The 6,432-nt window shown below is 48.4% G+C and carries 7 protein-coding genes, 1 tRNA gene and 1 pseudogene; 3 read left to right on the top strand and 6 right to left on the bottom strand.

All coding sequences use genetic code 11. The features are described from left to right. The 4 genes and pseudogenes from P8O70_14780 to P8O70_14765 all read right to left on the bottom strand — a co-directional run. On the bottom strand, positions 1 to 1,243 hold a 1,243-nt coding region (locus tag P8O70_14780), incomplete at its 3' end, for a polyprenol monophosphomannose synthase (GenBank protein MDG2198113.1). A 54-nt stretch (positions 1,244 to 1,297) separates the two neighbouring features. Next, positions 1,298 to 1,720 (bottom strand): annotated as a pseudogene (gene radC, locus P8O70_14775) (DNA repair protein RadC). A gap of 39 nt (positions 1,721 to 1,759) precedes the next feature. Further along, the gene (locus tag P8O70_14770; protein MDG2198112.1) at positions 1,760 to 2,041 is read right to left on the bottom strand and encodes a hypothetical protein; all 282 of its coding nucleotides are present in this window, start codon (positions 2,039 to 2,041) and stop codon (positions 1,760 to 1,762) included. A gap of 51 nt (positions 2,042 to 2,092) precedes the next feature. Continuing rightward, the gene (locus P8O70_14765; protein ID MDG2198111.1) at positions 2,093 to 2,752 is read right to left on the bottom strand and encodes a hypothetical protein; all 660 of its coding nucleotides are present in this window, start codon (positions 2,750 to 2,752) and stop codon (positions 2,093 to 2,095) included. Between P8O70_14765 and P8O70_14760 the strand changes: the two genes are divergently transcribed. After that, entirely contained in the window at positions 2,736 to 4,346 is a 1,611-nt protein-coding gene (locus P8O70_14760; protein MDG2198110.1) for an MlaD family protein, read from the top strand. The genes P8O70_14765 and P8O70_14760 overlap by 17 nt on opposite strands. A gap of 169 nt (positions 4,347 to 4,515) precedes the next feature. Here P8O70_14760 and P8O70_14755 read toward each other — a convergent pair. Continuing rightward, a tRNA-Ile gene (locus P8O70_14755) sits at positions 4,516 to 4,589 on the bottom strand. A gap of 62 nt (positions 4,590 to 4,651) precedes the next feature. Between P8O70_14755 and P8O70_14750 the strand changes: the two genes are divergently transcribed. After that, entirely contained in the window at positions 4,652 to 5,086 is a 435-nt protein-coding gene (locus P8O70_14750) for a hypothetical protein (protein ID MDG2198109.1), read from the top strand. A gap of 1 nt (position 5,087) precedes the next feature. On the opposite strand, the gene P8O70_14745 is transcribed toward P8O70_14750, so the two are convergent. Continuing rightward, the gene (locus tag P8O70_14745) at positions 5,088 to 5,768 is read right to left on the bottom strand and encodes a histidine phosphatase family protein (protein MDG2198108.1); all 681 of its coding nucleotides are present in this window, start codon (positions 5,766 to 5,768) and stop codon (positions 5,088 to 5,090) included. On the opposite strand from P8O70_14745, the gene P8O70_14740 reads away from it, so the two are divergent. After that, on the top strand, positions 5,767 to 6,432 hold a 666-nt coding region (locus tag P8O70_14740), incomplete at its 3' end, for a hypothetical protein (protein MDG2198107.1). The genes P8O70_14745 and P8O70_14740 overlap by 2 nt on opposite strands.

Raw genomic sequence — 6,432 nt, 5'->3', positions numbered from 1 at the left:
TAGGCTGTGGATTAACAAACATAAAACCACATGACTTACACTGGAGCAGCCACCTAAACTTCTTAATATAAGGATACGAAAAATGTTGATTCCCACATCCTAAGCAACTCACTTCCTCAGAAGAATGATTGAATGAATTTTTATAGTTGTGAACGGTTCCTGGACCCCGACTATCGTGTCCAACCAACTTCCTCAGCATGAACCGGAATAACGTTCCTAATGCCCCAAGTCCAAGTAAACTAGCCATATTCACTGAATTCAGCACAAAGAAGGCAAAGCCCAAGACAAAGATATACTCTGTAGCTGTAATCAGTGTGAAACTGATCCACGGAAATCCAACTTCAATTTGATCAGTGTTGTAATGGACATATCTCCCAAAAAAGAAGATATTCGTTGCGATGATCCCGAGGTAGCTCAGAGCAACTGGTACGATGACACCTTTTGGATCAGGTAGAATCAGCCATAGCAAGAGCATGAGGCTGACTCCCAATATGTTGACGATCAGATACTTGATCGCTGCGCTCCACTGAGGATGACTGAAATCAAACAATCTGCTGAGATGATTCAGATAGTTCATCTGCTCACGCAGGTTCAACTTCGACTCACCTTTTGCGCGTTCCCGGAACGTAATCGGTACTTCATCAACTGTCGAGCAACCACACTTCACCAGTAATTCCAGAAGGATTTTGTAGCCAATCGGCTTGATGTAGGCAGCCCGCAAGTAGACCTCCTGACGAATGCAGAAGTATCCGGACATCGGATCTTGCACGCCAAGATCATGGATCACCAAATTTGCCAGCATCGTCGAAATCTTACTGTTCCATTGGCGATATTGATTCCACTGCCCAGCAAAACCTCCTTCGTCAATGTAGCGACTCCCTACAACTACTTCTACGTCTCGCTGGTCCTCAAGAACCTGGATCATTTTGGGTATGACTGCTGGTGGGTGAGAAAGATCAGCATCCATGCAGACCAGATACTTTCCATTTGCCCGATCCATCCCAAATTTAACAGCTGTCGCCAAACCTCGATTCTCCAGGCGTTGCAGCAACGTGATATTGATGCCCTGTTCATAAAGCAGACGGATTTGCTCATCAATCCCATCCTGGCTGTTATCATCAACCACTAGAATTTCTAGAGAATCCCTGTCACAGTATTTCAGGATTTCCTCAACTAAGTTCCTGATGTTGCCAGCTTCTTTGTAGGTGGGAATGATGATCGAGAGGAGCGGAGAATACTTCATTTGCTGTTATCAAAAATGACTGATGACTTCCAATTTCTTGGATGTTTTAAATGCCTAAAGCAAGCCTTCGTCTGCGAAGCTCACACAACGCTCTTCGCCAATCACCAAGTGATCTAGCAGCGGAATTCCGAGTAGTTGACTGGACTCCTTGAGTCGCTGCATAACCTTGTGGTCTTCTGACGATGGTTGTGGATCTCCGGAAGGGTGGTTGTGCAAACAGGCTAGCGCAGCCGCTCGTTGTTCAACGGCTTGTGCAAACACTTCTCTTGGATGAACCAAGCTTCGATTGAGTAGGCCCTTTGTAATCAATTGTTCACCCAAGTAGCGATGCTTGTTATCCAATAAAACTACTAGAAAGACCTCTTGTTTAAGCAACCTCAACCGATGACGAAAGTGACGGAATAGATCTCCACTATTGTGAAACGTCTCTCCTGGTTGCAGACGTTCCTCACCGTGACGTCGACATAGTTCCAGTAATAGCTGGGTTTCCCGAAAAGCTTTCTCACTTTGTGATTGTCACTGCTGAACAGACCAGCTCTCTACTCTGCGCAAGAGGCTTCTTCCTTTGGTGGATACTCCTTGGAAATCCTGGGCCTGCCAGGCTAATTCTACATCACTTGGTGCTGTTTCCTCCTGAGCCCATAGGCAGTGCACTTGAATTCGACACGTTGCGCAGTTGGGACTTGTTTGGCAAGGGCCTTCTTGACACAAATGTACTCCAGCCCATTGTGCAACCTGATCTTCCACCTTGGTGATTTGGCAACCGCGTTTCAGAGCTACCTGCTGGCATAAGCTCACCCACTTCCTTGGGTGTTCTGGCACAGTCTGTTTGCCTTGCTGAAAGCACTACTAAACCCGCCAAGCCTCCTTTTGCCATGCGACATCAAGGCCCCAACTGCGCATCAGCTTCAGTTGATTCCACGCAAACGCTTCAGGAAGCGCCTGCCACCAGAGTTCCAGCATTTCCAAAGTACACAGGTGGATCGGTTGCAACTCGCTGCTCCTGACAATCTTCAGGAATACCTGCAAACCATCTGTCAGTCGTTTGACTTCTCTCTCATCAAAAACAACCAGTTGACGCAGTTCCCTCTCCAGTTGGTCACTACGGCAGTACTGCAGAGAAATTTGTTCAGTTAACGAATACAGACCTCTTAGTTCCTCCCAGTGCGCGGCTGCATGCATAGGGAGTTCCCAGGACCGCAGAAAGAAATCCAACCAGTCTGCGAAGAGTTCCTGCAAGCTGGGCAAAGACGGCGCTAGGTGAAATGACGGGTCCTTCCATTCTTCAAAAAGCTGATCGAACAAATGCAAATCGGAATTCATGTTGCATGAGGTGATTAAATGATCTGTCTTCAACAGGCGATCCACGCCCCAGTCATAACGGAGTTCATGCACACCATCGTTGCCATCGCTCGGATGAAGGTTCCGGACATCGGCTACATTCCGGCGTCGCCTGATCCCATCTTCTCTCTCTCCTACCTGCCACCAAACGATGCGCGCTGAGTTCAAAGTTGGCGGGCTGATCCTACTGGCAGCTGGCCTAATCATCACAGCTTCGATTGTCGTCACCGGCTGGAATCCTGAGTTGGATGAAACCTACCGTATTGGTGCACTCTTTCGCAACTCTGGTGGCTTACAAACTGGCTCCGCCGTGCGCGTTGCAGGGATCAAGGTTGGAACCGTGGATGCGATTGAACTCGAAGGCTCCGAAGCACGGGTTATCCTCAAACTCTACGCCAAATACCCGATTTACCGTGATAGCGCTGCGACGATCAAGTCTGTTGGCATTCTTGGAGACAAGTTTGTCGAAGTCCTGCAAGGTAACTCAATGAGTGGAACCATGCAGGATGGGGACGAGATCGAACTGGTTATTCCAGGAAGTGACATTGACAGCATGATCGATAGCCTCGGTTCCATCCTGCGTGATGTGAAAAGTGTCACAGGTGCGCTGGATCGCTCACTTGGTGGAGTTCAAGGTGAACAGCGGCTGACACGGATTCTTGACAACATTGAGGGACTTACTCAGAATACAGAGGAACTGACAGGAACTGTCAACGAGCGAATTGAATCCATTATGCGTCAGATCGAAACCTTCAGCAGTGATCTTGCTGAAATTTCTAGTGAAAACAAGGGAGAGGTCAAGATCATCCTGGCTAACCTGAAGCAGTTCTCTTCTCAACTTGAGACCATCACCACTGAAAACCGATCTGGGCTGCGACAAGTAGTAGACAATCTCAACAGTTTCACCGAATCCCTGGCTGAAGACGGGCCTGAGATCACAGGCAATCTCCGTGGAATTCTTGAAGAAAACCGTAGCTCTCTCAAGAGTAGTGTAGATAATCTGGACCGCTCCCTAGCCAAGCTGGATCGCACGATGGATAACGTGGAGTCAATCAGTGGCAAGATCGAAAGAGGTGAGGGTACCATCGGCAAGTTGGTCAACGATGAGCAAACTGTCGACGAGTTGAACGAAGCCATCGGCAGCATCAACGGATTGCTTGGTGATGTCAACCGCCTCAAGCTCGACATTGGCGTCCGAGCTGAATTGTACGGCTCTAATCAGGCTGCTTATGGTCCAGAAAGTTCTTCAAAGGGCTACCTGAGCGTCCAGTTGCAACCGCTCAAGGACCGTTTCTATCGCTTGGAGTTGGTCGATAATCCACGTGGAATCAGAACCCGTACCAAGGATTACATTACACGTGAAGAGAATGGCCAAATTACCTACATTGAGGAAGAGCGACTGGAAGTTGAACAAAATTTACAATTCTCTGCACAAGTAGTGCAACGCTTCTACGACACCCTCTTCAAGATTGGCCTCTTTGAGAACAGTTTTGGATTGGGAGTGGAACAACTCTTTGGCCGGGACGAGCAGTACCGTACCTACCTGGACGTCTGGGATATCGGAGGTGAATTTGGCACCCATCTCAAGGCAGGAGCCAGTTGGCGCTTCCATTCAAATCTCTTTGTCACTGCAGGAGCAGATGACTTCATCAGTGAAGAGGAGTCCTTCCGTGACTACTTCATTGGTATTGGGGTGACCTTCAACGAAGACGTCCTCAAGCCTTTCCTCAGCAGTGTGCCGTTGGACGCCATCACTAACTAAGCTTCCCTACTACTACTCCTCCTTTTTGTACCGCAAAGGCTTCTTAAAACCCTTATTGTGGTACGATAAAAATTTTGGTACAAATAGTTCTCTAGTTGACATATACAAACAATTGATCTGATCGGTTGCTCCGCAACAGATGTTTTCAGGCAGGGAAGTAGCGTGAGAGTGGGCCTCCCCGGACTTGAACCGGGAACCAACCGATTATGAGTCGGCTGCTCTAACCGATTGAGCTAGAGGCCCATTAGGCAGGGTCACCAGAAAAACCCAAATCAAGCTTGGTTTGCAAGATTTTTCGGAGTTTTATGAAGAAATTAAAATACATCACGCTGGGGATACTAGGAAGTGGATGTCTCGCCTGCGCTCCTCTCCCCATCCAAGAAGAGAGTTCCTCCTTAGCTAACGCCCGTGAGGTAGCACGCCAAACTCTGTCTCCTCAATGTGAATGGGAACAAGCAAATTGCCAACTGAGCGTGACTGTTCAGAATCAACTCTTCCGCTTGTACTCCGAAGTCGGTCTGGTTCGTATGGAGAGCTTCGATCCACAAACTCAGTCCTGGCAAATCGAAACAGAACGTACTACCGGAGAGGACTATCGCGTTGTACGAGCCGCAGCTTTAAGAGGATTCATCTACCTCACAGAATGCGATCAGAACAGAAATCGCAAAATTCAACGTTATCGACCTGCTGACCAGAGCTGGCGACAGTTGAACTACAAGTCTCTGGGTTGCCAGTTGTAAATTAACCCAACCACTCCTGGCGTGGTTGGCTGTATAACTCTCTGCGCCAGCACCAACACAATCGATCTTCTTCCACCCACAGCAGCGCACCTTCCAGCATTTTCGGCCAATCTTCCTCATCCAATGCTTGGCGACCACTCAGCGCTCCTAGGATCAGCGATAACATCGTGTCATGCGTTACAGCCACCCGACAGGTACCCCCCGGTAGGCCTTCCTTCCAGAGATCCTGCAACAGTTCCTGCGTCGCAGCTCGTACTGGGTTCAGCCCACAATCATTGGCTCCACGCAAGCCCGCATTGACCAATCCTAGTGGTCCTTGCTCCACCATGTACTGATGATTACGATCTGAATCTTGAACAAAAACCCCTTTATCCCCAAGCTTCGGATTGGCTCGTACCAATACCGGTTGGCCAGAACCACGACCAATCGCTTCTGCCGTCTGCAGGCAGCGACTGGACGTGCTAGAATCCAATGAAATCAGCTGAGTTCCCAATCGTGTCCCCAAAGCCTCTGCCAGCCGAACCCCCTCAGGGGTCAGATCCACCTGAAAATGAAAAACTCCTGGGGGAAAAGGTGGCCTTACCGAATGGCGCATCAACAGTAGTTTGCCACAGGTCAGTGATGCTCCGTGGGCTAGCGTGGCTGCCAGGTCACCTGGAGTTTGAGAGTGGTAGTAGATCATGGGAGTTGAGGCATTAGGTTTGGCGCAAAGGTTTGTCTCGCTTTTTGCATGGGGTCATGCGAATTCAGACAAGATTGCGGATACCATACCACGTGACCTCTGCTACCAACCAGCTCGCTCATTTAACTCAGCTGAACAACAATTTTTCTCAGTGACTGATCTCATGTTGAAACTGCGAAAGCACTTCCTCGTTTTGTTAATCGGCATTCCACTGTTGCTGCATTTGGGCGCCTGCGCTCCGGAGAGTACACAAGGCACCACTCCTGATCCAGAGTACGGAAAAGGGAGCCTGACTGTGACTATTTCAGACACAGATCTTGATGAAAACGGCCGGTCCGCAAACATTACAGTCAAATTGGACAGTCCTCCTAAAGAAAATGTTGCTGTTATTGCTACTTCAAGTGATCCGTCCGAAGCTCAGTTTGTTGTTAATAATCAGTTTCAATCTAGCGCGGAATTACTCTTCACACCTATTAACTGGGATGTCCCACAAATACTAAAAATTCAAGGACAATACGATGAAATCATTGACAACAATCAAACTGTTCGTGTGAACCTAGAAGTTTTGTCTGATGATCCAGTTTATGACGAACTAAATGACCCAGACATCAAACTAATAGATCCCACTGGTGGACCAGCAAATCTTACTTTCCACAATGTCGAT

It is taken from the genome of SAR324 cluster bacterium (genome assembly GCA_029245725.1).
In the GTDB taxonomy this organism is placed as follows: domain Bacteria; phylum SAR324; class SAR324; order SAR324; family NAC60-12; genus JCVI-SCAAA005.
The sequence above is the reverse complement of the archived record's forward strand: the minus strand, read 5'-3'. Positions and strand labels throughout refer to the sequence as shown.